Annotated in this window: 36 protein-coding genes and 1 pseudogene; 1 reads left to right on the forward strand and 36 read right to left on the reverse strand. The window is 42.2% G+C overall.

Going from position 1 to position 24,162, the window contains the following annotated elements:
- Positions 1-128 precede the first annotated feature (128 nt).
- From AC3WJJ_RS12640 to AC3WJJ_RS12810, 35 genes and pseudogenes are all read right to left on the reverse strand, one after another.
- Positions 129-272: pseudogene (locus AC3WJJ_RS12640) on the reverse strand (holin); the annotation flags it as partial.
- Between the two features lie 131 nt (positions 273-403).
- A complete protein-coding gene (locus AC3WJJ_RS12645; RefSeq protein ID WP_492541013.1) occupies positions 404-1,384 on the reverse strand; it encodes a hypothetical protein in 981 nt (326 codons plus the stop codon).
- A gap of 899 nt (positions 1,385-2,283) precedes the next feature.
- On the reverse strand, positions 2,284-3,012 hold the full coding sequence (locus AC3WJJ_RS12650) for an N-acetylmuramoyl-L-alanine amidase (protein WP_492541015.1): 729 nt from the start codon (positions 3,010-3,012) through the stop codon (positions 2,284-2,286).
- The gene (locus AC3WJJ_RS12655; RefSeq protein ID WP_492541017.1) at positions 2,993-3,199 is read right to left on the reverse strand and encodes a holin; all 207 of its coding nucleotides are present in this window, start codon (positions 3,197-3,199) and stop codon (positions 2,993-2,995) included. The genes AC3WJJ_RS12650 and AC3WJJ_RS12655 overlap by 20 nt, the downstream gene beginning before the upstream one ends.
- 5 nt (positions 3,200-3,204) lie before the next feature.
- On the reverse strand, positions 3,205-3,483 hold the full coding sequence (locus AC3WJJ_RS12660; RefSeq protein ID WP_492541019.1) for a hypothetical protein: 279 nt from the start codon (positions 3,481-3,483) through the stop codon (positions 3,205-3,207).
- A gap of 86 nt (positions 3,484-3,569) precedes the next feature.
- Entirely contained in the window at positions 3,570-3,716 is a 147-nt protein-coding gene (locus AC3WJJ_RS12665; RefSeq protein WP_492541021.1) for an XkdX family protein, read from the reverse strand.
- A gap of 1 nt (position 3,717) precedes the next feature.
- On the reverse strand, positions 3,718-4,050 hold the full coding sequence (locus tag AC3WJJ_RS12670; protein ID WP_492541023.1) for a hypothetical protein: 333 nt from the start codon (positions 4,048-4,050) through the stop codon (positions 3,718-3,720).
- Positions 4,051-4,072: 22 nt separating this feature from the next.
- The gene (locus AC3WJJ_RS12675; protein ID WP_492541025.1) at positions 4,073-5,227 is read right to left on the reverse strand and encodes a hypothetical protein; all 1,155 of its coding nucleotides are present in this window, start codon (positions 5,225-5,227) and stop codon (positions 4,073-4,075) included.
- Complete coding sequence (locus AC3WJJ_RS12680; RefSeq protein ID WP_492541027.1) at positions 5,227-5,541, reverse strand: hypothetical protein; 315 nt, start codon at positions 5,539-5,541, stop codon at positions 5,227-5,229. Before AC3WJJ_RS12680 ends, AC3WJJ_RS12675 begins: the two co-directional genes overlap by 1 nt.
- Positions 5,542-5,871, reverse strand: a complete 330-nt coding sequence (locus AC3WJJ_RS12685) for a phage tail protein (protein ID WP_492541028.1) — start codon at positions 5,869-5,871, stop codon at positions 5,542-5,544.
- Between the two features lie 22 nt (positions 5,872-5,893).
- On the reverse strand, positions 5,894-6,448 hold the full coding sequence (locus tag AC3WJJ_RS12690) for a putative phage tail protein (protein ID WP_492541030.1): 555 nt from the start codon (positions 6,446-6,448) through the stop codon (positions 5,894-5,896).
- A complete protein-coding gene (locus AC3WJJ_RS12695; RefSeq protein WP_492541031.1) occupies positions 6,445-7,503 on the reverse strand; it encodes a baseplate J/gp47 family protein in 1,059 nt (352 codons plus the stop codon). Before AC3WJJ_RS12695 ends, AC3WJJ_RS12690 begins: the two co-directional genes overlap by 4 nt.
- 1 nt (position 7,504) lies before the next feature.
- Entirely contained in the window at positions 7,505-7,906 is a 402-nt protein-coding gene (locus AC3WJJ_RS12700) for a DUF2634 domain-containing protein (protein WP_492541033.1), read from the reverse strand.
- The gene (locus AC3WJJ_RS12705; RefSeq protein ID WP_492541035.1) at positions 7,903-8,241 is read right to left on the reverse strand and encodes a DUF2577 domain-containing protein; all 339 of its coding nucleotides are present in this window, start codon (positions 8,239-8,241) and stop codon (positions 7,903-7,905) included. The genes AC3WJJ_RS12700 and AC3WJJ_RS12705 overlap by 4 nt, the downstream gene beginning before the upstream one ends.
- Before the next feature lies 1 nt (position 8,242).
- Complete coding sequence (locus tag AC3WJJ_RS12710) at positions 8,243-9,208, reverse strand: XkdQ/YqbQ family protein (protein WP_492541037.1); 966 nt, start codon at positions 9,206-9,208, stop codon at positions 8,243-8,245.
- Between the two features lie 4 nt (positions 9,209-9,212).
- Positions 9,213-9,884, reverse strand: coding sequence for a LysM peptidoglycan-binding domain-containing protein (locus AC3WJJ_RS12715; RefSeq protein WP_492541039.1), 672 nt, complete (start codon positions 9,882-9,884; stop codon positions 9,213-9,215).
- Complete coding sequence (locus tag AC3WJJ_RS12720) at positions 9,877-11,943, reverse strand: hypothetical protein (protein ID WP_492541040.1); 2,067 nt, start codon at positions 11,941-11,943, stop codon at positions 9,877-9,879. The genes AC3WJJ_RS12715 and AC3WJJ_RS12720 overlap by 8 nt, the downstream gene beginning before the upstream one ends.
- Positions 11,944-12,002: 59 nt before the next feature.
- Positions 12,003-12,365, reverse strand: coding sequence for a hypothetical protein (locus AC3WJJ_RS12725; RefSeq protein WP_492541042.1), 363 nt, complete (start codon positions 12,363-12,365; stop codon positions 12,003-12,005).
- A gap of 240 nt (positions 12,366-12,605) precedes the next feature.
- Positions 12,606-13,028, reverse strand: a complete 423-nt coding sequence (locus tag AC3WJJ_RS12730) for a phage tail assembly chaperone (RefSeq protein ID WP_492541044.1) — start codon at positions 13,026-13,028, stop codon at positions 12,606-12,608.
- Between the two features lie 21 nt (positions 13,029-13,049).
- On the reverse strand, positions 13,050-13,517 hold the full coding sequence (locus tag AC3WJJ_RS12735) for a phage tail tube protein (protein WP_492541046.1): 468 nt from the start codon (positions 13,515-13,517) through the stop codon (positions 13,050-13,052).
- Positions 13,518-13,531: 14 nt separating this feature from the next.
- The gene (locus AC3WJJ_RS12740; RefSeq protein ID WP_492541048.1) at positions 13,532-14,848 is read right to left on the reverse strand and encodes a phage tail sheath family protein; all 1,317 of its coding nucleotides are present in this window, start codon (positions 14,846-14,848) and stop codon (positions 13,532-13,534) included.
- Positions 14,849-14,850: 2 nt separating this feature from the next.
- Positions 14,851-15,039, reverse strand: a complete 189-nt coding sequence (locus AC3WJJ_RS12745; protein ID WP_492541050.1) for a hypothetical protein — start codon at positions 15,037-15,039, stop codon at positions 14,851-14,853.
- Positions 15,036-15,464 carry a phage tail terminator family protein gene (locus tag AC3WJJ_RS12750; RefSeq protein WP_492541052.1) on the reverse strand — a complete coding sequence of 143 codons (429 nt, stop codon included), beginning with the start codon at positions 15,462-15,464 and terminating at the stop codon, positions 15,036-15,038. Before AC3WJJ_RS12750 ends, AC3WJJ_RS12745 begins: the two co-directional genes overlap by 4 nt.
- A 4-nt stretch (positions 15,465-15,468) precedes the next feature.
- On the reverse strand, positions 15,469-15,912 hold the full coding sequence (locus AC3WJJ_RS12755; protein ID WP_492541054.1) for an HK97 gp10 family phage protein: 444 nt from the start codon (positions 15,910-15,912) through the stop codon (positions 15,469-15,471).
- A complete protein-coding gene (locus tag AC3WJJ_RS12760) occupies positions 15,912-16,271 on the reverse strand; it encodes an ABC transporter ATP-binding protein (protein WP_492541056.1) in 360 nt (119 codons plus the stop codon). Before AC3WJJ_RS12760 ends, AC3WJJ_RS12755 begins: the two co-directional genes overlap by 1 nt.
- 2 nt (positions 16,272-16,273) lie before the next feature.
- Positions 16,274-16,633: a hypothetical protein gene (locus AC3WJJ_RS12765; RefSeq protein ID WP_492541057.1), complete on the reverse strand. Its 360-nt coding sequence runs from the start codon at positions 16,631-16,633 to the stop codon at positions 16,274-16,276.
- Between the two features lie 30 nt (positions 16,634-16,663).
- On the reverse strand, positions 16,664-16,966 hold the full coding sequence (locus tag AC3WJJ_RS12770; protein WP_492541059.1) for a hypothetical protein: 303 nt from the start codon (positions 16,964-16,966) through the stop codon (positions 16,664-16,666).
- A 14-nt stretch (positions 16,967-16,980) separates the two neighbouring features.
- Positions 16,981-18,024, reverse strand: coding sequence for a major capsid protein (locus AC3WJJ_RS12775; RefSeq protein WP_492541061.1), 1,044 nt, complete (start codon positions 18,022-18,024; stop codon positions 16,981-16,983).
- Positions 18,025-18,039: 15 nt separating this feature from the next.
- Positions 18,040-18,354, reverse strand: coding sequence for a hypothetical protein (locus AC3WJJ_RS12780; RefSeq protein ID WP_492541063.1), 315 nt, complete (start codon positions 18,352-18,354; stop codon positions 18,040-18,042).
- A gap of 15 nt (positions 18,355-18,369) precedes the next feature.
- Positions 18,370-18,990, reverse strand: coding sequence for a phage scaffolding protein (locus AC3WJJ_RS12785; RefSeq protein WP_492541065.1), 621 nt, complete (start codon positions 18,988-18,990; stop codon positions 18,370-18,372).
- Positions 18,991-19,095: 105 nt separating this feature from the next.
- On the reverse strand, positions 19,096-20,148 hold the full coding sequence (locus tag AC3WJJ_RS12790) for a minor capsid protein (RefSeq protein ID WP_492541066.1): 1,053 nt from the start codon (positions 20,146-20,148) through the stop codon (positions 19,096-19,098).
- The gene (locus AC3WJJ_RS12795; protein WP_492541068.1) at positions 20,145-21,587 is read right to left on the reverse strand and encodes a phage portal protein; all 1,443 of its coding nucleotides are present in this window, start codon (positions 21,585-21,587) and stop codon (positions 20,145-20,147) included. The genes AC3WJJ_RS12790 and AC3WJJ_RS12795 overlap by 4 nt, the downstream gene beginning before the upstream one ends.
- A 14-nt stretch (positions 21,588-21,601) precedes the next feature.
- Entirely contained in the window at positions 21,602-22,864 is a 1,263-nt protein-coding gene (locus tag AC3WJJ_RS12800; RefSeq protein WP_492541070.1) for a PBSX family phage terminase large subunit, read from the reverse strand.
- Positions 22,851-23,300: a terminase small subunit gene (locus AC3WJJ_RS12805; RefSeq protein WP_492541072.1), complete on the reverse strand. Its 450-nt coding sequence runs from the start codon at positions 23,298-23,300 to the stop codon at positions 22,851-22,853. The genes AC3WJJ_RS12800 and AC3WJJ_RS12805 overlap by 14 nt, the downstream gene beginning before the upstream one ends.
- A gap of 64 nt (positions 23,301-23,364) precedes the next feature.
- Complete coding sequence (locus AC3WJJ_RS12810) at positions 23,365-23,676, reverse strand: hypothetical protein (RefSeq protein ID WP_492541074.1); 312 nt, start codon at positions 23,674-23,676, stop codon at positions 23,365-23,367.
- Between the two features lie 85 nt (positions 23,677-23,761).
- Between AC3WJJ_RS12810 and AC3WJJ_RS12815 the strand changes: the two genes are divergently transcribed.
- Positions 23,762-23,980 carry a KTSC domain-containing protein gene (locus AC3WJJ_RS12815; RefSeq protein WP_492541076.1) on the forward strand — a complete coding sequence of 73 codons (219 nt, stop codon included), beginning with the start codon at positions 23,762-23,764 and terminating at the stop codon, positions 23,978-23,980.
- Here the strand turns inward: AC3WJJ_RS12815 and AC3WJJ_RS12820 are convergent.
- A complete protein-coding gene (locus tag AC3WJJ_RS12820; RefSeq protein WP_492541078.1) occupies positions 23,977-24,132 on the reverse strand; it encodes a BC1881 family protein in 156 nt (51 codons plus the stop codon). The two genes, AC3WJJ_RS12815 and AC3WJJ_RS12820, sit on opposite strands and share 4 nt — an antisense overlap.
- Positions 24,133-24,162 lie beyond the last annotated feature (30 nt).

Genomic DNA, 24,162 nt, shown 5'->3' on the forward strand with positions numbered 1-24,162 from the left:
TTAAGAACTAGCACATAGGATTATATATCCAGTATAAGTATAAACAGCATAAGAAGTATTGTAAATGATAACCTGATGCCCCCACTAACATTAAAGTTAATGGGGCAGGTATATTAATTCTTCGGGTCTCACCTTCGTCTGCTAAACGCTAATTCAAATAATCCAGTAGCCGACAATCCAGCCAGGCCACCAGCCCAAAGCCGCAGGGTTAAATCCAAATCAGTAAATGGATAAGCTGCAGCACCCACAAGTATACCAACTACTAGCCCCACCCCCATGTTTAGATAACCCTAAAGTTTTTTCCAGCTCCTAGTATATCGTGCTGCTTACTCTCCTTTTAAAATCAAAAAAAGTGCCTTACCACGTTATATGTGGCAAGGCACTAATAATAATCATTAAGTAGTTAAGCTTGATCGCCTATTACTGTAAATGTATTTTCCCATTCCCAAGTTTTATGAGTCAAGCCATCAGGAATTTTAATAGATAATGGACCTAGAGTAATTTCAGGTTTTAGAAGCAAAGTATAATTATGTGTATATTTTGCAATCCATCTCTCAGTATTGTATTTATATTTGACTGGTACCATAATTGTGTCAACCAAATATCCATCATGATCATAGGTATTATTCACAAAAAAAGTACCTATTCTTCCATATAGGCTACCTTGATTTGAGAGATCCATTTTTGCACTCTTAGGTCTGTCATAAATATCCCGCCAGTTGTAGACTCCATTATATTTATTGTCTGCAACTAAACCTTCAGTGTCTTGCCACGCATGAGAAATATTGTCGTAATATTGCATTGCAAGTTTCTTTTTCCAACTAAATGAATCTATATACTTATAAATAAAGTACTTACCATATTGATCTTTACCTAAATATTGCAATCTACCATTAGCTGCAAATCTATCGTCTTTATTTGATCCCATTCCAATATATGGGGATGCCTGATTCTCAACGTATTGAGGCCCAACTTCTTCTTCAATATACTCTTCAACTTCTTTTCTATTTGCATCAGTTATTTCAATTTTATTACCTTTAGTATCATTAAAATACTCTTTTAATTCTGTATCAACTTCAACGGCTACACCGCCACTTTCAACTAACATTTCTTTTAGGCTTCTACTCATGGTTTCAATATCTTCTGACGTATATTTCATCTCATTAAGTACTCCATTCAGTTGTTGATCAGTAAGATCCTGTGGGTTACTTAAAGGAGAAATTGTTCCGTTATTTCTTTTTTCTATTGTAAGCTCATTGTCAATATCAATAGAATTTTCAACGTCAACATCCATTAATTCTAAAGCTTCGGCATCAACTTTCGAAGTTGACATTAATAGTAAAGAAAATACTGCCAGTGTAAAAAATTTCATAAATGGTTTCATGATAAGCTGAATTCCTCGTCTCTTCATTAAAAATTAAAAATGCTTTGCCAATAACTAATTAAAACCTCCCATAAAACTATTTAGCATTTTTTCCAATCTTTATATAATATCACATTTTTAATATTAATTAAAGTAAAAATTGTAGATAACTAATAAATAATAAAAGCAGACTACTTATTAGTCTGCTTAACATTGTTCTTATGATTATTAAGTGGTTCAGAGATTTTGAGGTTTTTAATATAATTACCTCTTATAAAGTTATGATGATACGTAATGAAATAAGTTTTATTAGTCTCTACTAGGCTATATGTAGACTTAGGTACAGATATTTTTTCTTTTTCACCACTTCCGCCGAGAGTAATAGTGATATAATTTTTAAATCTACCAATTTCCTTGTTCTCTACCTTCGAAACAGTCGTTACACTTGATTTATAGAAAAAGAAATATAGGAGTGAAAATATTACAAAACAAGTGATTAAAATCTTCTTTGAATCTCTCTGATAATAAAACTTAAACAATTTAAACATAAGCATCTCCTTTATTTTATTATACTTTTTTAAAATTTTGAAATCAATTAACATATCAAAAATATAATCCTGACTACAGATGTAACCGTTTCAAGTTCCATTCATCCGACAATAATAAATTTAAGTACTACTACCCCTTTACTATCGCGGCTTGCTTGCGTGTTAAAATGCCTTTGAGTTAAATAACCAAGGTGATCACTTGGACAAGTAGGCTTACGTTTTTTATTAGGCTTTAGTTTCCCGTTAGTTTAATAAAAGCGGTCTAATTGTCTTTATTAGATGCCGTTGATGACTTCATATCGGGAATGTTATTAAGTTCTTATCCCAAACATAATAAGCCCCTACCAGCATATAGCCAGTAGGGGCTTATTATTAACAAGTCATATTATTAATAAAACGGCTCAACACAACAGCCATTTCTTCTCGTGTGATTGGAGCACCTGGACGTTTACCATCGAAGTACCCCATTTCTGTCATCTGTCTCCAAGCCACTTCAGCCCAAGGGCTAACCACATTAATATCGCGCTCTTTAGACACTTGCTTTCCCTCCTTCTTTTTAAGTCCAAGGTGTTTAGCGATGCCTTTAACATGACCCTCGATCAGTGCGTCAATGACTTCCGATCGTTTAAGCCTGGATGCGTCAGTTGCCACATCAATAAAAAGGTTCTCGGTTAGTACTGCTGGCATATTACTTTCACGAACCAAGTGAAGGTTTTGAGCTTTCTGTCCTCGATCAGTTACTCCGAATGTCTTCAAGGCTGTCATGATTTCAGTGTGAATAACGTTTTGCAACGCCACAGATGCAGCCATCGCATTGATATAACGGAACGACTCAAAACCTCCAGAACCGCCGCCAGCATTGCAATGAATAGATACTAGCAGGTCAGCTTCCACTTTGTTTGCCGCCTTTGTACGATCGGAGAGTTCGTGAAATACATCTGTTGATCGGGTAAGTAACACCTGTACGCCCTCATACTCTGCTTCCAAACGTTTCTCGACTCCCAAAGATAACGCCAGCGCGATATCCTTTTCCTTCAGTCCATTTCCGACTGCTCCCGGATCTTTACCGCCATGCCCTGCATCAATCCATACTTTTTTCATTGGTCGTCACCTCCGGAAGACCTGCTAAACTTGTCAATAAGCTTGTAATAGTCGCCAGCAGGACTGTACCACCCACCACGTACCAGTCCACCTCATTAAATACTACTGTCGCACCGATTACACCGATGGCGGTTTGTGCTGCTGTCTTTATTGCCCGAATACCTGCCGCTTTAATCCATTTGTTCATTCAAATCAACCTTTCATATCATCTAATCGTTTATGAGCCTGTTTAGCCGATTCTTCAACCCTTGTAAGGCGCTCTGAAAAATCATCCATTCGTCTGCCGATATCTCGAAGATCTACACGAATGTCAACAATACCAGTCTTGATGTACGAAACATCCGTGTGTAACGAAGCATCCGCCGTGGCTTCCTGTGCAACTTCATCTTTAAATGCCTTGGTTCGTCCCATCCAACCCAGCAACATACCACTAATAGCGGCTATTAAAGCAATCATGGCAGTAACGTCCACCCTTCTCCCCCCTGTATCTCTAAAATAAAATGCCCCCGCACCACTCACGAGGGCATAAAAATAGCGCTCCGCATTCGAAGCGCTTGTTAAGCTACGTATTCAATGTCTGTAATCAGTTTGTATTCCTCCTCAGTGATCATCTTCGCCACAACGAACACCTTGATACCTTCATCTGTGTATGACAAGTGCCCGTTGTCATAATATCGTTTAACTGCCGCAAACCACTTAGACATACTATAGCACCCCTTTCAACATAGCGAGTTCCATCATTAATTCTCCTGTCATCTCTTCCAAGGCAACAATCCGCGCCTCCGCTCTTTCTTCCTCCGAAAGTGGCCGCTCTACATACTCGTACCAGATAACACCTTCAGTCTCGTTGTGGTAAAGAATCGGAGTCTTACCGTTGTTCTCAGGCTCTCCGATATCTTCTACTAGGCTCCATATTTCGGAATTGCGAAGGTCCTCCTCCGTCATCCCTAGCCCATGTTCCGGGTGAAATGGAACGTAGTTAATCGTAGTTACTGTTGCGCGTGTCTTAGATTCCTTATTCGTCATGATTGCGATCAATGAGACCGCCTCCCTTTTCTTTTTATTGGGTCACAGTTAATAGTTGACGGTATATAGAGAATTGGTCTCTCGCTCCTCCTGATGTGGAAGAAAAGTCTAGCCCATCGCCTCCATACTCGGAGTTTACCTCGAACTTAACATGTCCTGAATATGAAGCAGTAACTTGATATATCCAAGGATTTATAACCCAAGTTCTGGTATATGAAGCGTCATACTTCTCGGTTGAGGCTGAGTAGCCGCCCAAGGATTCGGTTCTGCGTCTAGACATGATCAAGTGGCCATCTAATGATACATCAATCGAGAACACTTCTTGCGTCGGGTCCGAATAGTACGTGTGCAACGGAGGCAATCCGTTTAAATTGCCTTGGAATTTTTGCACTCGGTAGTAACCTGCACCACGATTTCGGAAGAAAATATATGCGTCTCCTTTACTGTCTAGTTTGGCATAAAAGGTATCAGTGTAATATCCTTGACCACTAACCAATGTTTGTGGGGTTCTAAGTACATCTCCTTGTGCGTTAAGAATGGCCGCTGAAATGTCTGCATTTGTGGTGTTTGAATTACTTCCTACTATAAGAATATTTCCTGAGGGGTCTCTATCGGCCGCTCCTAAATAAGTACAGTATGAAGGGTATGTTTTTTCTAGTAATAGATTTCCTGCGTTATCCACACGGTATAATTTTGTGTTTTCTTTGAAAAAATAAGCGCCGCCATCCCCCGTAGGAATTATTTTAATAGTAGGCCCAAATCTAAGGTTGTCTGCTGGCGTTACAGACCAAGGAACTACCTGAGCATTCATTACGTTTATCCTTGTGCCCCTTCCACTATTATCGCCGGACTGATTATCGAGGAACAAGTAAGCCGTAACAGGATCGTACGCCACTGCGTAAGGGGCCGTAACAACGCCTGAGGATGAACGGAGAATTATCCCGGTGTTCCTATCTATAATGTAAACTGTACTAAAAATTATTATAATCCAGAGGTTTCGTTTTCCGTCGATAAACATTGCATCTGCAACAGGTCTGACTGTCGTGTTGTTAACGGCAAAACTTCTCATATACGCTGGCTGTCCGTAAGGTTTAAATCTATCTATTGGAATCTTACTTCCAACAACTACACCGCCCTCTCCGCCTCCTAAGCGATATTCCCCGAGCTTATACTTTTCAATACGAGGCATTAGGCGTCCACCTCACGACCTGAGATATAATAGGTTACGCTAGATGGTGCTGTAACTTTAATTGTTATAGTCTCTCCTGCCTCTAGGATTTGATCTAGAAAAGGTATAGTTAGAGTGTCGTTCCCTCCTATTTCGTAGTCATAAATTACCTGTGTTCCCGCTAACGTTAAAGTTACTTTGTTTGGTCCGCTCGATAGGTTACATAGCGTCATCGCTTTAACGAATCCCCTCTTAGAAGCAGGCACAGTATATATAATAGGAGTAGAACCACTTGAAATACTACCCTTTGCAAATCTTTTGCTCACGTCTGCCATTTATAGCGCCCCCCAACGATTTGATGCTTCTAAAGCAGTTAATCTGCTAGATAATACATTCGCCGCATTTATGCCATCTGTACCTCTATCATACGCAGCCTTTACCGCCTTTGGTGTAGCAGCCTCTGTTTCAGATGTGCTATTAGTTGCATTAGAGAGTTGCGTAATTCCTGCCTGTGTCAAAGAGGCTGGAGGAACGGAAACATTGTCTAAATCTTCTCTTACCTCACCTATTGCCGCATCGATCTTGTCCCAGTTGTCATTAAGCGCAAGATCGATATTAAACGTGTCATTTCCATCTGTTGCTCCATCAACTTTGTATAAATTCATATTTGGTGTTGTTTTAGGCACCTCATGCACCTCCTGATCTAAAAGCAAATTTATTGTACTGCGTCTGCTGTAGCTGGTTGTATGTCATCACATTATGGATATCCTTGACGAGCAAGAATCTAAATTCATATACCAACGTCAAGTGCGCCGGCTTAATATCATCCAAGGCTTTCTTCAGATCATCCAGGTTAGGTGGGGTACCCAGCGTATCAATGAAAGTAACAATTATCTTGTATTCAACAGGAGCGACTGCAACATCTACTTTTCCACCGTCATAGGCTTGTGTAACACTTTTTATTAGGCTGCCGGATACCTTACCGTTGCCTCGCATTTTGGAGATGACCACGGAACGGCGCTGTTCAAATGGTTTTCCGGCTTCTGGAGTGATGTGCAGATTCTTTTCATATCGAGATAGCGCCCAGGTTGCAGTCTCAGGGTAATATTGATCAAGCAAATCATTAATCTTCTCGTTGAGCTGATCAATCTCTGAACCCTCAGTATCCATCAATTGATTCATTTCCACTACGCCATCGTAGTATTCAGGCAAGTATCCCTTTAATCGCTCAGCGCCACTCATGTCACCATCACCGTCCCGAGAACCGCAACCCCATCCATACCGATTTCAATATTCTTGATTTCTCCATTAACTAATAGGTCCGTGTAGTCTATAACTGGAGGAATCCCGAGAATAATTCCTTGTATCCTTGTGTATCTGACGAGCGGATCAGTAAAGGCTAAATCTCTGAAGTATTCAATCGCCCCCGACTCAAGCTGCTCCTTTACTTGTTCAATAGTCGCTCCGGTTGCCAAGGTGACTTTAACTGATATACTGATAGGAATTTCTGTCGCCCCCACAACTGTTGTAATAGAGCCTATTGGGGCTGCTCCTTCACCCATACCATCTTGTGTGGGATCTATATATTTTTGCACAGCCTCAACTACAGGGCTCGCGGGTGATTTCATATCATTATCTAGCAGCACAACCTTGACCGTACCAGGTCCAGCCCACTCTGGAAATGCCCGAGCTCTACCAACTCCGGTAATCTCTCGTGCCCATTGTTCATACTGGTATCGATTCCCTGATGTGATCGGCTTGGATACCTTCTCTTGATATCGCTCATACAGAGCTGTATCTGATTCCGTATCCTCTCCAGCGGCCAGTAATTCGGTCAACTCCCCACGCCCGAGACCCGTAATATAGTCAATTGGGATGAGTGCACCGAAATGCCGATTCCCTTCAGATCCAGCCGTTTCACATTCCATTCGATATTTACCTAGTGACAACCACTCAATAGCAATGTAACTCAAGTCTCCCATCGAAAAGCGGCTGTCAATTGGAATATCCAACAACTCTCCGGAACCAGAATAAAACACACCTCGAAGCTGTGCTTTGGTCGCTTGTTTACGAGTGACGTCTGACCAGGCTATTGATCGGTCCAGATAATCACCTGTTGCAGTGTCCGGAAAGCGAAGGTTAGCATTCATATCCAGTTCAATATACATCTGTGCTAACTCAGCGGCAGCTGGGGCCAATGCATCATAGATAATACTTCCTTCTCTCTTATCGATGTCGTCTGGTACCCTGTCCAGCATCCGTTCCAATATGTTCTCAAACGTCTGATCCTCGTACATATCACACCTCCTGTTCCTCTTGATATTGGCCGAACTCTGTTTCAACGGTGAATCGTACCAAAGCCGAATCCAAGCCATACTCAAAACTGAAACCAGTTACAGCCTCAATCCGGTCATCTTGTGTCAACGCTTCCTTCACCCACCTTTCTACCTCAGACTCAAAAACAGCCCGACCACGAACAGCGTTAAGGTCCATTTCACTGCCGTAATCCCCTGAATAGATAAGATGTTCGAAGCGTGTAGTTGATAGGATCTTAAACACGGTCTGTTTAACCGCCTCGATACCGTCTACTGTTTGGCTGCTGATCCGTCCCATAAACATATCAAGTCTGTATGTTTTACTTGGTAGCGTTACGGGCTCTAATTCTTCATCTGTCAATTCAACATCACTCAGAGGGATCATGAATTCACCGCCTTATCCAAAACCACATACTTTTGACCACCTTGTATCCTGAGCAGTAACACTGCATCTCCCACGACCAGTCCTTCACGTATGACGATTTTATCTGTTAACGATCTTTCTGTATCAGGTGATCCATTAAGCTTGTGAACATGGCTTAAATTGATCTCATAGCGTGTCAGTGATTCCGGTATAATCAAAAAAACCTCTGGCAGTGTAAGCCGTGAATCTAGACTTACCTCCAAAGGGTTTATTGCAACTACGGTTCCTATCTGAACGGCTACTGGCTTTCCAGCATCTACAGCATCCTTAGCAGCCTTCTTTATAATCTCCAGCATATTACACCATCCTTAATTCAAGCGACATCGTGTGTGAGGAACCGGATACTTTATGAGAACATTCATTAACCAGGAACAACTTATTGATCCCATAGATAGGGATTAAAATGTTAGCATACATACCTGCGCGAAGCTTAAAGTCTCCGATTGCCTCAATTTTTAAAGTCCGAGTTTCACGATTCTTGGCAGTTATCAAGCGCGTTAGCATGTCGTTGATCTGCGCTTTGTTCATATCTTCATCAACGCTTTGGTAGAGTTGCAGCATACCCCATTTCTTAATACGGCTGCTGTCCTTGATAACATAGGTTTCACGCTTACCTGACTTTTCGTTATCTTTGTAAAGAACAATGTGATTATACGTATCATCATCAATAGATTTTGAATAGGTGTAATCCGTCATCAGACTTCCCTCACCGATCACATAACCGTAGACCATGTCATTAATGTTCTGAAGAGTTAACTTTCCGAAATCATCATAAAAAACAAGGTTTGTTCTGTATTTGATCAATGTGGTATCTAAAGAGGAACAGATCATATCAATGAGTGTCTGATCATCTTGCAGAAAATTAGGAATTTTATATTTCGAGTCAGCCAGCTTTCCAACTTTCAGCCCAAAGTCCTTAGCGATCCGCTGAATAATCTGAGTGGCCGTAACATTCGTCAGAACATAGGTGTGCTTGGCTTGGAGATACCTAATTTGATCGTAGGCAAGAATCTTTGCCTCACCATTCATACCCATCTCAAATTTAAAAATATAACCCATAAATACTTTGTTCTCACCGTCCGTGAATTGAACAATATCCCCGTTCTGGTACTTAAACTTCTTGTCCTGATAGATGCCACTGTCAAGGAGCGTGAACTCAAGGGATGAAGCTTTGCCAATCCGGGACGTTTTATAACTCAACTCGGTGACCACATCCGAAACATCCCACACATTGCCGTCTTTGTTATCGATTAATAGCTTCATATGGTCACCCCGGTAGTTTAATCACAGTTCCGACTCTAAGCTTTTTCGCTTGAGCCTCGGTGATATTGTTGAGCTTCATAATTTCTTTGTACCGGTTGCCATCGCCCAGATTTACTTTTGCAATCTTCCATAAGGAGTCACCACTTTTGACCTTTAAGGTTTTTGGTTTCTCACGAACATCAGGTCGGGACGGTTTCTTAGCAGCGACTTGCTTCTTTTTCTTGGTAGTCTTTTTAGCAAAGGTCACCTTCTTAGCTGCATAGAAAGCATATTCTTTAAGAGCAAGGGTGTATTGGAAGTCTCCGGGAGAGCCACCAACCTCTTTATAACTAAACTCCTCAATAGATGCTGCGATATTGATCTTCAGACCTTGGCTTATATAGATGAACCGAATAGGCTTTTTCTTGTTCATCCAGTCCTCAATACGCCTGATATAGTCTGCTGGAGAATTAAAGCCCTTAGATTTGATGGCATGCTCCATATCTGCAGGGAAGAAACTGCTAAAAGAGATTTCTTTGAGTTTGGGAGCTTGAAGCACGTTTACCTGACCTTTACCAGACACCATATGCTCCTCACCTTGTCCCTCCCCTTCAATCTCGATCTCTTCAGGAAGCACCGGGATCTGAAAGACAACGGCTCGATTGTTAAAACTCAACTCTATGCTATACTTAGCCACGGTCATACACCCCTTTGGCGCTAGATGCAACTTCATCTTCAAGGTGCTTAGTAACTTTAGTAACGATAGAGTCTAAGTCACCACTGTTATTGATATTGCCTGTTTTCACATTGACGGTAGGTGTCAAGGTTATGAAGTTCTGGATGTTTTTCATCTCTGCGATGTCACGCATGATCTTCAGATCCTCACTAGAAATATCAACTTTCCCCTTGATCTTATCGACCTGTCCGACTTTATCAACTTTTGGAACCTTAGCAGCTTTAGGTGCTTTCAGAGATCCTGCTGCTGCGGGCATTGACATCTCTGGCACGTTATAACCTCCAGTTCCTAGCCCCTTCGACGTATTTTGAGCTTCAGCCTGAAGCTTAGCTCGCTTTGCCGCCCGATCATCAAGCATTTTTTCGACTTTAGCTTCTCGCTCAGCTGCTTTCCCTGCAGCCTTTTCTTGAGCAGCCGCTATTTTGGCTTCGCCAGCTTGTCGAGCTGCCTCTGCTTCTATTTGTGCAGATGCTGAGAACTGAACTCCGCCTATAAAATCAATAGATACAAAGTCAAACTTGTTCAATTTTTCGATTAGGCTATTTATTCTGTCAATCGCACCGTTCACCATATCCTCCATGGACTTCAATACACTAACCTTTGCATCATGAAACGCATTAGAAATGCCGACGCCTACTCTCATGAAGTAAATGGGTATCTGGTCAAAAAAATTCAATATTGCATTCCAAGCCCGCATAAAGCCAGCTGCAAACTGGTCGTTCGTCTGCCAAAGATTATAGATCCAGGTAATCAATGCGATAATGCTTGTAATGACAAAAATATAAACATTCGCTTTCATTACCGTGTTTAATCCTGCCCAAGCTACTCGCAAACCATTGACAGCAGCCGCTTGAATAAACAAAGCTGCTGTATGAATCCCCGAAGCAATAGCCCCTACGATCATAGCGACCCTATTCATTGCCATGATCACGGCTAAGGTTCCTAACGCACCTACCAATCCGTACACAATTGGTTGCAACAACGGCCAGTTTGTACTCATGAAGGAGTACACTTGGGTTGCCGCATTTAAAAACCACATGAAAGACTCCACCGCTGTTTGTATACCCCATGACAACATATCAAAGGTCGATTGATACTGACCTGAATCAAAGCCAGCATTGATTTGATCAAACAGAGGAGCTAGCGACTGAAGTCCTGCCTCTCCAGCAGATGCCATATTAAACTTAAAGGTTTGCAAGACACGATTCCATTTGGCTGCCGGAGAATCTAGCATTTTCTCAAAGGCTTCTTCTGTTAAGTTTTGCTGATCTAGCATCTTATCCATGCCTTTGATAAATCCAGTAACATCGCCATTCATACCAGCTATCCGCGCTTCGCTATCCTTGAGCATACTCCGACTAATGTTAAAACGTTCAGAGATAGAGGTATAGTCACCACTCAAGAGCTCCTTCAGGGAGAAAGCTGCCCCTTCAAGCCCCTCGGTCGGATTCAATTTGGAAAGTCGCATAGCTAGTTTATTCAGGTCCGTCAGCTGTTTCGGATCCATTGTTGCCGACATAAACGACATGCTTCCGAGCAAACTTGCATCAACATCCTGCCCATACTTGAGTGCCTGTTGAACGGTCTGACTATAAATCGCTTGTCCCAGCGCATCGTTACCAGATCGTGACGTGAAGGTGTTCAGCATTTCCTGCTGCTTCATAGCTCCTCCAATCGTTGCACTACCTATTTGTTGGGCCCCTTGAAACGTCAAATATGTTGCAATAAGACCTTTAATTGAACTAACCAAACGTCCTGATTCCTTCCGACTTTCTCTCACAGCGTTATTAAATCGGTTTTGCTGTCTGGTTGAATCCTCGATTGCCTTGTTAATCTGACTCTCGGCCGATGCGATTTGGTTCTTAGCTGCAGCCAACTGTCGATCCATATTATGATTCCGGTTTGTGGTTCGCTGCATTTGTTCCATGGTCTTGATCACCATGTTCATTGAACTCACCACGCTTTTCAACGGGCCTGTCATAGCGTCGTACATCTTTAGCGTAGAGGCGACTGTAGCCATTACATACCTCCTGTCAGGGAAAATAAAAGACGCCCTTATAATAAAGAGCGTCAAGTTTATCATTTTACACTTTTAAATATTTCAATAGCTTTTTCGTTTTTTGTGTCTAGAAGGAAAGTACTTTTCCTTGTCCAATCAGCCATTTGATCATGAGTATCTACATCTTTATCAGCTTCTTTATTTGAAGCATACTCATAAATAGCAACCTTCTGATTTTCAACATAAAAGACTACGCCATCTTTTGCTTTAAGGACTTGAAACATCGGCTTCTCTTCTGGGTCCACCTCAATACCTGCATCCTGATAAGCCTTGATAAAGCTCTCCAAAGTTAGATTGTCACTTTCCTTTGAAGTTGAAGAACACCCGACAATAGCAACGAACGCAAATAGTAAAGTCAATATTAAACCAACAGACTTTTTCATAAAAGCCCCTCCCAATAGGTCATATTTCCCAATCATTCTACCAAATTGGGTGTGTAAGGGTCTACCGTTTTTTGCTATTCAGTTTCTTAGCTTCCTCTTTCTCTTTATCCACTTTTTCAGAGATCATGGCATAAATTGCTGCCTTTTCTCGGATCGGCATAGCCATAAGATCATGAGGAAGTATATGAAGTTCATGGAGAGCGAAATAGGCATAGACAGCATCCCCATCGCCCTCTTTAATTAGTTTTTTACCTCGTCGACCAATTCGTTGATATCTAGATCAAATCCGTTCATGGTTTGAATTCGATCACCAAGTTCAGCATACTCACCTGGTAGAAGCATCTTGCGAAGCAAAGCTTCTGCGCCTACTGCACTGTATGATTTCTGCAACTCAGCATTTTTCAAATCCGGATACACTACACAATTTGTAACGAGCTTAGCCATATACTCATTTGCATCAAAATCTGTTTTATAGGCTCCGCCTTTTCCTTTAATTTTCTTCATAGAGGACTTCCGAAGCTCATTGTTTTTCTCTTCAGTGATTGCTTGGAGTTTCCAAGCTACAGGCTTACCATCTTTGTCCTTAAAACGCTCCGACACTACAAAATCCTCAGTTACCTCCATCATTACATTCTGTGCAAAAAACATACTAAAATCAGACATCGTTATACTTCCTCTCTATTATTAATTGCCAAGTACTGGCGCTTTGAATTTCTCTGGTAGATCTAAATCATCAAATGTAAAGCTCACATCTTCTTCAAGCGCTTCGGCTTCAGTGTCCAAGGCAGCCATGATCACACTATCCAAGTTGACGCCCATTAGTGTGACCGTCTGAGCTCCAATACTAGATGATGGATCTTCGTTCATGATTGTAATCTCAAAATAGGTGTCCTTGCCGGTCTTGATGTAGTCATACATCATCTGCCGAAACAAAGAAGTCACGTAGTAGATCGTCATACTACCTGTACCCGTCCACCCTGTAGCTTTGTGTTGCACGCCTCTTCGGCCCAGCGTCCTCATTTCGGCTTTGTTTTTCTCAGCTGTAGCTTCCAACTTCTTAATGTAGAACAATTCCTCATTACGACCATCAATGGTTGCATAGGCACGCCCTTCTTGACCCGAGATCGTGTCGTTAGCTTTCAAATATGTCATGTGCTATCCCTCCCTTAGCGGACTTGAACCCGCATGTAGATTTTTTCAATTGCATCGACTGGCTGAATGTTGATTTCGACATAAACACTGTCAGATACGTTGCCCTGTAAGACTGTAATATCCGTTTGTGCGTCAAAGTTCTGAACTGCTCCGATCTCAACCAGAATGTCAATGTATTTAGCAATTTCTTTTCGAAATAGCGCCCTGCCGTCCGCGTTGTTATCAACCTTACCGATATAAAACTGTTCGAAGATCCTTTTTAAATCGTTCGCCAAACTATCCAGCACCCGAAGCACACGGTTCTTGGAACGTTCTCGGCCTTTTGTAGGTGTAAACGAAGTAAATGTATTAATGTCCTGTTCAACTACTGCCTTTCCGTTAGAATGAATAAATAAGAAATCTCCAGCGGTAAGCGCGGCTTCAATTTCGCTATTCGTGTAACGAGTATCTACATCCACAGCATCCTCATAAGATGCATAAGTCAGAGACTCATTAGCGGCTGCTCCTGCTGTCGCTCCCGTAACCCAAGCTACAGCTTTCACCTTATCCAAGACTGTTCCGTCTGAGAGTACCACGCCGTTTTTCACGCTGATAACACCCTCATAGTCAGCTGCAGAGTAGTCTGACATAACCACCTGAATCTTTTTACCTTCATTCTCCCTCATGCGTTTTACAGCAGCCATATAGACAGGCTTAAGTGAAGCATCAGTGCTCAAAAGGCCAATCGTATTAAACTCATATCCTTCAATTGTACTGAGATACCCTGTGTGATCCGCATTGGTTATAGTACCGTCAGCACCTCCGGTCAGATTCATGCCTGCAGTTACCTCTGGTGCTCCAGTACCTGAGAATTTCACCCAATTGTTCTCGACCAGTCCCTCAATAGTGGATACAATCTGAGTATCTACAACCTCGCCATCAAGCAACGTTATGACGTCAAACTTTGCTTCATCATCAATATTGTTCTGGACGATTATTCGGATATCGTTACCCCTCAATCCGCCGTATTTAGCGGTTACTGTAAGCCCGGTATTTGTAGCTGTTGCAACAGTACCTGCATTTAAACGATACAATAGTACTTTGCTCGCTCTTTTCAGCGCTTCACGTAGTGGTAGAAGCTCTGGTGCGGTGATATCATAGCCTAGCACCTCTTGGGTATCGGCCCCAGCCTCAACGGTGATAATTTGTTTGGATGGTCCCCAAGGTAATGATAGGGGCAATGATGCAACACCGCGTTCCCCGATCGTACCGAGGCTTTGTCCTGTTGTCTCAATATTGATATAGACACCAGCTCGTTTCTTATTTTGCGTCTTCCAAGTACCTCCTGCCATGCTTACACCTCTCTCTCCTTAAATGATTTAATTACACCTTCAGCATCTTCCAGCGCGTATGTCTTATCAGACATTAGCAGAGCTGTCAGGATATCCTTATCTGATGTGGTAAACCGTTTGGCCCTGACCAGCTGTTCCTTGGTGTAGCGTGGAGCTAATTGCGTCTGAAGCTCAGCTTCTTTTTTGCTCATTTCAAGCGTCCCTCCTGTTCTAATCGTCCCATCTTCTCAGCTGGATCCTTTGGTTTCAAAACGTGGAAGTTATATTCAACTAAGAAATGTAAGACTTCGTCCACGATTTCGAATCTCATCCCATCACCACGGGTCTTCATTCCTTTAACTTCAATCCACTCTAATGAGCTAGACAACTTTTCAGCCATATTATACATAGCTTCATTTTTCTGATTTTCATCGAAGTAACGGATGACCAAGGGATGATATCTTTTATATCTTCTGCCTATCTCTTTCGAGTGCTCAGGCTCCAAAAAGCGAACAAAAAAGCAGGGTGGTTTTAACCCCTGCTTGATTTCTTCACCCGCAATTGGAATTTTAGGAAATGCAGTATCTAATACATCGTGAACAGCATACCTCACATCGTTAAATGTGACTTCTTGCATCACATCACCTCTTTCTCGGTCGCCCATTCATGATGTTATTCAATAGCTCAGTCATACGGCGCTCCAAGTATCTCGGAAGCTCTCTTTCGATTTCTTGCATGCTGATCGTCATCATAAATTGACCTTCAACCCAATTGGTCAGATCTTTACCATTACGATGTCCGTACTCTACATAAATGGCATAGTGGGTGTCGTTATAATTATCAACCTCAAAAGATCTTCCTTTTCGTACAACCCTGCTAACTTTCCAGTTTCGCCTAAGGTTTCCGGGCATTTCTGTATCCTTACCAACAGGAGTACGTTTCTTTATCTTCCGATTAGCTCGGTAAGCCATTTCTAACAAAAAGTCTTCAATAAAACGATCAATCACTCGTTCGTCCAACGCCTTCTTGAAGGATTTAGCCATCTCATCCAAATCCGAGAAATCAACTTTCCCCCATTTAGCCACTAAGCCCACTCCTGACGCTGAATGCTGATCTCTTGGTGTGTGGAATAAACGAATGGTTCACCAGCTGTGTATTTGCGCTTCACTACACCTCTGGTCACTTCCAACATATCTCCCTGTTTAATCTCCAACTCAGGAGCGATGAACAATTTGGTTTCATACTGGATAGTATTCTCGGCTTCTGATTGGTTGTTTTGTCCGAGCGCCTTTTGTGAAATGCGGCAAGGTTGATCAATAATGAAAGCAACCGGCACAAGTTTGGTTTCTTTCGTGTTTGGATCCTTAACTTTTTCATGTCGATAGACCGAAGTTTTGTCTGTATACGTCTTTTCCAAAGCTTTTCGGTAGCGTCTGATATTCACGGCTACCACCTCAATTTTCGGAATCTTCGGAGATCTGCATCATACCAGTTCATGGCGCTCGTTATACCACCAGATGATCCGCCAGCCTCTACAGTTGTGTCACCAATCTTGACCGCGGCGACACCTGCAAGGATATCGTCCAATTCCTCCATATGAGATTGTTCAGCCTTAAAAGCAGCCATAGCAATGTTTGCCCAGGTATACTTCAATGCTTCTGGAATTTGGCGAATAGAGGTGTAACCCAAATAGTTCATGATGTGTGTACCAGCTTCGTCAATATACGAATCAACCAGACTGCTCACGCTCTCTGGGAGTCTATATCTTCGTTGTATAACAGCTGCTACCTTATCAGTAAGTTCCATTCATTCCACCACCTAAAAGAAAAGAGCAGCCTATTGGCCGCCCCTGTCATTGTGTTGGTTTTCTACTGCTTGGATAGCAGCTAGAATATCACCCTTGGTCTTACCTACTCCATCAAGGCTGATTTCTTTAAGCTTGGCATATGCTTTAAGTTCTTCAAGCTTCATATCCTCAACAGGTTTGTCTAGATCAAGTTGTGGCTCTTCTTCCTGTTCCAGTATCTCTACATGCTGTTTAAGGCGTTCGTATTCATTTTCTTGAATACTTAACGCCTCTCCTTTGGAGTAAAGTGTGCCATTATGCCGAATAGGGATGTTTTTAACTTCTACCTTCATATCTATTTCCTCCTTTATAGCACCTGTGCTTGGAAGACATTATTTGCCTGTGGGAATGACGGTATTGCCGTTGCTGCTGCTTTTGCCCAAGTTGAAATCGGGTCTTTGCCCTCTTCGTATATCATGGCAATGACTTTGCCCACTGCGGAAACGTCTGCTCCACCAAGGACCATTCGCGATTCTTCCGGTGTCGGCCCGTATAAAGTTTGGCCTAACGGTCCATCGCCAAACATCACAAATTTATTGTCCGGGAAGTAACTGCTCGTGGTGTAGGTTCCATCGGCTTTTTGCTCACGGTATTTAGAGTTTTGTCCGGTATCATAAACAGCTATAGCCGGCAGTCCTTGTTGAGTCAGGAAAGCGTTTAGATCGGCTAGGTTTGCCATTCTACCAGATCCAGTACCGTATAGATATCCAATGATCTTAGAGTTTCGCAACATTGCGCCAGCAATCTTTTTAGATGTTAAAGCTCGTGTTGGTGTTATGTCTAATGCGCTAGCCCAGCGCTCCAGATCACCAAGCACATCCGCTGTATCCGTATTCCACAGGCTTGTTCCAGAAAGGACCTCTTTATGATCGGTTGGCACGTGGTAATCCAGTGTCAGTGTTGTCGATTCTCCGGGAACATGCAACTGCAAGTCCAACACGCCATTAGCTAAAACTTGCATACGCATTAGTTCAGCCGCTGCACGAACATCATTTACCGCCTTATCAATCAAGTTGAACACGCGTTGAGTGAGATATTTTTGTTCTTGCTCTGTGCGAGGGAACTTCAATGCAATCAAATCTTTTTCTTTAATTTGATACTTTTTCTTGATGTATGCAGCTTCGAGCGCCTGTTGAGCAGCCTCAATGGACCCGATCTCTGCTTCAGTATCAAAGGCGTGTACTTTAGCTACGACCGGCAAATCATTTGCCCCTACCAGATATTCAAACTCAAGTGTATCGAACTTTTCTTCAGGGAATAGAGATTCACCGGCTGCATATGTTTGATACGTTCTTTCTTGCAAATAGTCCAATACTGTTTTTTGATTAAATAGTTCCAAAATATCAGTCATATTAGTAGCCTCCTCTTATTTAAATTTAATTTCTTTGAGTGCTGTTTTTGCTTCTACTGTTGGGGCTGTGTGCAGACGATCTTCCAAGATGTATGCTTCTTCAATCAAAGACCCCGGTTGCGGTCCGTCAGTTACGTCTACATCATTAAGTAGAATCCCCTTCGCCGTTCCATCGTTTGCCGGGAGAATCGTTCCTGCTTTGACAACTTTCTTCCCGTCATCACCAACAATGACACCAGTATCACTAACCAAGTACGTAAACGATTGGAATTTAGAAGATGCAAGAAAATTAATACGCTCGTAATTTGAAACAGATTTTATATATGGCATGTTAAAACTCCTTTCTTAGCCCCAAAGTGATTCAGCAGCTGCGGGGGCTTTTCCGCTGTCATTTGCTGCCTTGGCAAAACTTGATCCTACGCTTCCTGATCCACCGCCCGGATTACCACTTCCGTCAAGAGGCTTGGCCCCTCGAAATGCTGGTTTGGTTTCCTGTTTTTCCACAAACAAAAAAGCCTTCGACTCACGAAGACCTTTGATTTGATCATCCAGACCGCCCTTAATGGTGCCGTCCTCGTTGATCTCTATTCTCGTTTTGTCCAATAACCCAGATACGATATCGGGATCATGTACATCACCAGCCAGAGCCAGTTTTAGAGCCGTACTTAGTTGTAGTTCTTTCATATCTGCAGCATACTTATCAGCTGCTTCCTTATTGGTTTGCTGTAACTTATCGATCTGTTCTTTTAATGCCTCGTTATCACCGGCATCCTTTTTCAATCCAGCCAGTTGTTTATCTCGCTCGGTAAGATCTCCCTCAAGCTTCTTCTTAGACTCATTCACTTCATTGAATTTATCCTTTGGAATCCAAGCACCATCAGATACAACAGCTATTTTATGTTTATCACCTGCCTTTGCTATGACCTGGTTATAAAGCTCCTCACCTAGTAAATCTTTCAAATCCATTATTCAACACTCCCATTTGGTTTTTTTAGCGCAACCCCGCCATGGGTAGCCGTTATGCTCCGGCAAACGAGCAAAAAGGGCTATGAAAGTCTCATTCACAGCCCATTATTCGCTTACATTCTGTTTGTTATCAACATATTGGTCATACCATTGCTTATAAGACATATTATCCGGTACCTTGATAAACTCTCCATCATCACCTCGCGCCAGCCTTTCGACCGGATTCAACTCGTCATCGAAATACGGTACGACCGTAGATCGACAATAAGGATGTAACGGTGGAAAGTTAACACCAATCTCTTTTTCTGCCAACGCGAATACTTTGTTATCCATTGCGCGGCATATCTCACTTGTTTTTCTGTCTAAAGTAGCTAGAAACTCATACTTCTTTACAACACCACTTGATTCATATCCACTAAACGCAGCTTCATTTTGAATATGGCTAGTCTCTGTCCGCACTAATCGTTCAGCACCCCTATAACTTACATTCATCCTATCTGATAGAATATGGACCGTCTGACGAGCTCCTTCACCTCGAATCAGTGATTGGCTGAACTCAGTGATAAGACGCTGTACAAGCCTGTTATTGTTGCCCCAGATACGTTGAGAAAAGTTAGAACCAACCCAAGGGTTTTTGATGACAGTTTCTAGAGTATCCAGATCAATCCTAGCGAACGACCCACCCAGTCCTATTCCTTTCTGGACCTCATAAATCGTTCGATAGTAACTCTCGCTATATACATCAGATAGTAGCGCAGATAATCCTTTATCTTCAGCCATGCTGAGATTCTGAATAACTCCTTGCATTTGGATCTTTAATGCCTGTAAACGAGATATACGCACCTTATATGAGGCGTTGTTTAGGATCTTGGTCCATTGCCCGTCTGGATTATCTTTAGCAAGCTCAATAAACCTGTCAACACCCATTCGGAACTCACTCAGCTCATTTCCGTCAAGCACCTTCTGAGCTTCAGCATATGTCATCGTGCCGTTGTTCATAGCAAACCTCGAATAAAAAGCTTCGATTTCCTTTTCAATCTCAGCCATTGCACGAGCATATTCACCTTTTAAACGTCTCTGCGCGTATTGATCAGCTTTACGGTGCTGTGCTTCTGCTATTTGTTCTGCTCGTTTTTGCCAATACTCTGCGGATCTCATGGCTTATCAACTTCTCCCAAGCCGTTATACTGGCCTTGGTTAAACTTCTCTTCAGCTTCTGTTTCTTCTTTAGCCACTCGATCCATTTCTTCCTTGGTGTTTGTGGTCCATGGATGGTTAGCGATGATAGTTTCTTTGGAGAGGATTCCTACACTATCTCTCGCATTGGTAACAGCTTCAGTCTCATTAATTAGGATGTCTCGGTTAAAGATAAACTCAACTGGTTCATTCATATAATCACCTTGGCCAGTGTTTGCTATATGGGTATCAATGAACCATAGAAGTTGTTCTAATCCAGCCTGAAACTCGCTCTCAATGTCGTTAGCGTCCATGTCCAAATCAGAGTAAAGGAAGCGAAGCGCAATACCAGAAGGACTATTTCCGAATTTATCAGACTGTGTATCAACACCACGCCCAAACTCGTATATATCCCGTCTGGTCTGTTCTATGTGAGTCTTGTGAGCTTCTGTGTTGATCTCAAGGTTAATCGTGTCCACGCCACCCTCATTATCAACAAAAGCAACACGGAACAAAGAGATATTCTTCCTGAACTCTTCCCCACCCGTACCATTGAAGTTCTTAACCACGTAAATACTATTAGGAAGATCCTCAAGGTTATTGGAATTATCCGAAATACGCTTATCGTAATCATCCACCTGCTGTTTAATCAACTCAATAAGCGGCTGTTCCTCTTCGTTATACTTGAAACAAATAAACGGCAGCCGTTCCCAATTCATTGACGTTTCAACATCCTCACCATCCACCTGTTCAATGGCTGAGAAGTGTCCTCTGTGATCCACGAGTTTCAGTTTTCCGGCTTCTTCCTCATATGTCCGAACACCTTCATGATTCCAGAACTCCACACGCTTCATATCCTTCTTGGACTTTGCTACGTAAGTTTCTACGCTATAAGAGCGAATAAAGGCATCCAGTTCGGTATGTGCTGCATCTCTCCATAATGGTAGACACTCTTCAGACTCAAGCGGTTTAAACGCAAGCTCTCCATCTGCCGTGTAGTATAACTGTAACCATGACCTTCCGGCGTTGATAGCCTCTTTACCGAGGTTTTTAAACTTACGTCTGAAACTTTGATCGAAAAAACTATCAAGCAACTTCTGATAGGTTTCGTTCTCCGTCTCAATCATAAACGGTCGTGAGAGTAAGTATCCTACCTTCTGATCAACGAGCTTTCTCACAAATCCATGCGGAATCCGGTTATTAGCCAAGTTATTAACTTCGATTTGTCTGCCATTCTCATCAATCGTAGTGCGCTTACGTCCTAAGATATCGTTCTTGATTCGGTAATATCTCTTTCCGATCTCCATGGACTCTCTCTTCTCGGATCGCTCCCACTCTGATAATTCCATTCGAATGATTTCTTCTAGGCTCATTGGTGCGTTTTCGTCTAGGTTGCTTAAGATGTCTTGTAATGTACTCACGGTGTACCTCCTTTCTATTTGAATGACACGCCACTGCGCTGCATATCGTCCTCAAAAGCATATCTCGTAGCATCAATAGTGTGATTATCCTTATCTTCAAGTTTGGTGCGTGGGTTACCATCTGAATCCATCTGGTAGTCGATGTTTTCGAACTCCCGAGCAATGTTAGGAGTACGGTTTGGATCAATTACGATAGCCTCCAGATCATCAAGCCACTTTTCACCATATTCAACGCTTCCTGGTCCTTTCTTAGCGCCTTTCATCCTCACGCCGTGTTCTTGCTTCATTTCATCAATAGACTTCGGCTCTGCGCTATCAGCTAAGGTTGAAAGTGTATGGTATCCCTTTTCCTTTAACTTCTCAGCGAGTTCTCGGTTCGATATCTTCACACCGTAAACTTCATCTAGGGCATAAATAATTCTTCTGGTTTTATCGTAGTGCCAACGGACAAATGCCAATGGATCATTACCATAACCCCAGTCATTACCTTGCCTGATGTTATCGAAGGTTTTAACTTCATCCTCTGTGATCTTGCGGAACACAAGATTATCAAAGGGAACAACACCGGAGCCGATTGCCTTACCCTCATATTCCCACTCATACTTCTGTTCGTTCTTCCGTTTCACTTCCTCAGCTTCTTCTATAAACGCTTTGGAGATATGCGGATTCTCTTTAAATGTTGAATGATGAATGTATGTGTTCGGTGGGGTGAACTGCGTTTCATACTTCTTGTTAACCCATGATTGTTTTCTCTTTGGTGGGTTGTAAGAGTAATAGAACGCATAAAAAAGACCATCGGGTAACTCCGCACGTAACACAGAGTTTTCAATGGTCGTGACTTCATCTTCAGTTTTGAACTCGGCAAGCTCCTCAATCCACATAATAGTAATCGGGAACTTTGCAACTTTGATAGATTTGATCTTTAGCGGATCGTCAGCACCTCGGAATATTATTTTATTCCCTCGTGGTAGATATACAAGCTGTAGAGGTGACTTCATAACACGCCAGTATTGCGATACGCCTAGGATATCAATAGCTTCTTTTAGCTGCTCAAATACTGATTCTTCAAGCGTCCTAGCGACTTTTCGGATACATAAGGCTGTTACTGGATACTTCATCATGTCTTTAATGATCTTCAGTGCTATATTAGAAGATTTACCAGAACCCCGACCGCCTTTGCATACATGCCGTAAATATCGGTGTGAATTGGATGCTTTCCAGAACGAATGAAAGTGTGGTGTGACCTTTTCGGACAATTTAACCTTAACTGCTGTCATCATCCTCACCACCTATGTCATCCATAATCTGCACACCCACAACACCATCTAACTGTTGTTTGTCAGTCCACATTGCATAACGTTTTCCAAGCAATTCAGCGGCTTTGATACGATCTTTACCGTCCAGTTCCTTTTTGACAAGAGTTTGTTCACCCATACCCAACCCTAAAGGAAACTGTTCTTTGATTTGACCACGCATTACATCGGTTAGGAATTCTAACACCTCATCCTGTTTGGCTATCCGTTCACTATCTTTTTCAGATATGAGTCCATCGATGTACTTCTTCACGTTAGCATTCGTTAGCAGCCTACTAGCATTCACTTTTGCTACATCTCTGCTTTTAACTTTATAACCTGCTCTTATATAAGCTTCTGTACCATCACCAAGTTCAATATAGTAATCAGCGAACCTTTTCTGTTTCTCTGGTAAGCTCATGTCATATCACCCACCTTCCTTTCTTGAGCAAATAAAAAAGCACCCCTTAGGATGCTTATAGTTTCTAACTGTTCAATTGTCTAAAAAGTTCAGCAGTTGCCTCATCTTCTTTCTTCTTCTCATCCAACATATCTTTTGCAGCGTATAAAGTCGCTAACAAAAATTCGTAGTTGTTGAAGCTGCCTGAGTTGAGACTTTTGTTTCTTTCCACAGCTTTTTGTGTTATGGCGCTCCCTGCAAATTCTTTTTCAAGAAAGAAAATAGTCTTTGCCGCCCAAGTTTCGAATTCAATCCCTGAAATCATCTGACCATGTTTGTCCCCGGGTTTAACCTGCGCCTTTAACTCTTCACCGGTATTAATTAGCTCCTCAATCAAGATAATTCACCTCCTCTCGACACGATACTTCTACGGAGAGGAAGGATTTACCTCTTTTTATGTCGAAAGAACTAAATCAAGGGAGGTGTTCAGTTTGAATTGGAGATCAGTTAACTCATCAAACATTGACGCTATTGCTTATGACGAAAATTCATCAACGCTCTATGTTAGATTTAACAGTGGGACCACTTACTCCTACTCTGGCGTTCCGCAAAGTGTATATAGCGGTCTGATGTCCGCGTCTTCACACGGTAGTTATTTGGCTTCTCATATCAAAGACAGATATCCTTATCAGAAGCTCTAATCCTGATTGATCAAAATCACAGCTGGGCCAGTGAACACTTTTTCTTGCTGTCCAACTGTGATTTTAATCTCCTCATATGGTTCAACTGAAATTGTCTCGATTCCCTCACGGTTGGAGAGTTCTTGACTGAGATCTTTCGTACTTTGGCTCATAGACCATCCCTCCTTCTGATTTCAATATCT

Source organism: Paenibacillus sp. FW507-14B1B, assembly GCF_058781425.1.